Annotated in this window: 2 protein-coding genes; one reads left to right on the top strand and one right to left on the bottom strand. The window is 69.5% G+C overall.

Features of this window, described 5'->3' with window-relative positions; all coding sequences use genetic code 11:
• A partial coding sequence (locus DMH08_RS39590; RefSeq protein ID WP_325052995.1) for a nucleic acid/nucleotide deaminase domain-containing protein occupies positions 1–465 on the top strand: 465 nt, incomplete at its 5' end.
• 4 nt (positions 466–469) lie between these two features.
• On the opposite strand, the gene DMH08_RS39585 is transcribed toward DMH08_RS39590, so the two are convergent.
• On the bottom strand, positions 470–826 hold the full coding sequence (locus tag DMH08_RS39585; protein ID WP_125621424.1) for a hypothetical protein: 357 nt from the start codon (positions 824–826) through the stop codon (positions 470–472).
• Positions 827–1,030 lie beyond the last annotated feature (204 nt).

Genomic DNA, 1,030 nt, shown 5'->3' with positions numbered 1-1,030 from the left:
GTTCGGTCTCGATGCGGCGGCGGCCGCCGGGACCCCCTCGACGTCTTCCGCGAGCTCCGCGCCCGGCTCCTCCAGATCGACGCCGCCGCCCTCGACGACGACGAGTCCTGGTGGTCGCGCGTCCTCGAGACCATCCGGCACGCGCTCAGCTTCCCCGCGTCCGTCGCCTTCGAGGTCGAAGGCATCGGCGGCCGCCGCCGCATCGAGACCGAACAGACCCGCGTCGGCGTCCAGCACCCCGAGCATCTCCTCTGGGACCGCCTGCAGGCCCAAGGCGTCCGTCCGGAGCAGGTCACCCGCGTCTACACCGAGCTCGAACCGTGCCTCATGCCGGGCAACTACTGCGCGATGTGGCTCACCCGCTTCCCGAACGCCGACTTCACCTACAGCCACGACTACGGCGCGACCGCCCAGGACCGCGAAGCCGGCCTCCTCGAACTGATGCAGCAGGCCGCCACCAAGTGACCCGTCACCAGTAGAGGTAGACCTCGACCAGGAAGTTCCACCCGGAACTGGTCACCTGCTGGAACCGCACAACGGCCTTGTGCCCGTCCCGATAGAAGACCCGCTCGCACCCGTCCCGGAAGCACTCCGCGGCCTCCGCCTCGGTCATGCTCCCGACCCCCCGCCCGAGCCACCGCACGATGTCCTCGACCGGCGACACCCTGCACCCGCCGTACCCGGGAGCACACGCCTGCTCCAGCCGAACGTACGCCTTCTCCCGGTCCGCGAACCCCTGCGTCCGGACGAGCGTGTCGGCGTACCCCATCTCCCAGCTCCAGTCCTCGAGGTACTGCCGAGGCCGGTACTCGCTGAAGTAGTACACACCCCCGACTCCACTCACCAACAGCACCACGAGCCCCACCAACACCAGCGGCACAACCAGCGCGCTCTTCCGCCGCCGAGGCCGATAAGGCGGCAACCCCCCATAGGGCTGCGGCACCCCACCCCCATAAGGCGGCCCATACGGCGGCTGATTCATCCCGCGAGCGTACCGACCCACCCCGTCCCACACACCGCCAAATCACCC

The organism is Actinomadura sp. WAC 06369 (assembly GCF_003947565.1).
GTDB lineage: Bacteria > Actinomycetota > Actinomycetes > Streptosporangiales > Streptosporangiaceae > Spirillospora > Spirillospora rifamycini.
This window is presented reverse-complemented; position numbering and strand designations above follow the sequence as displayed.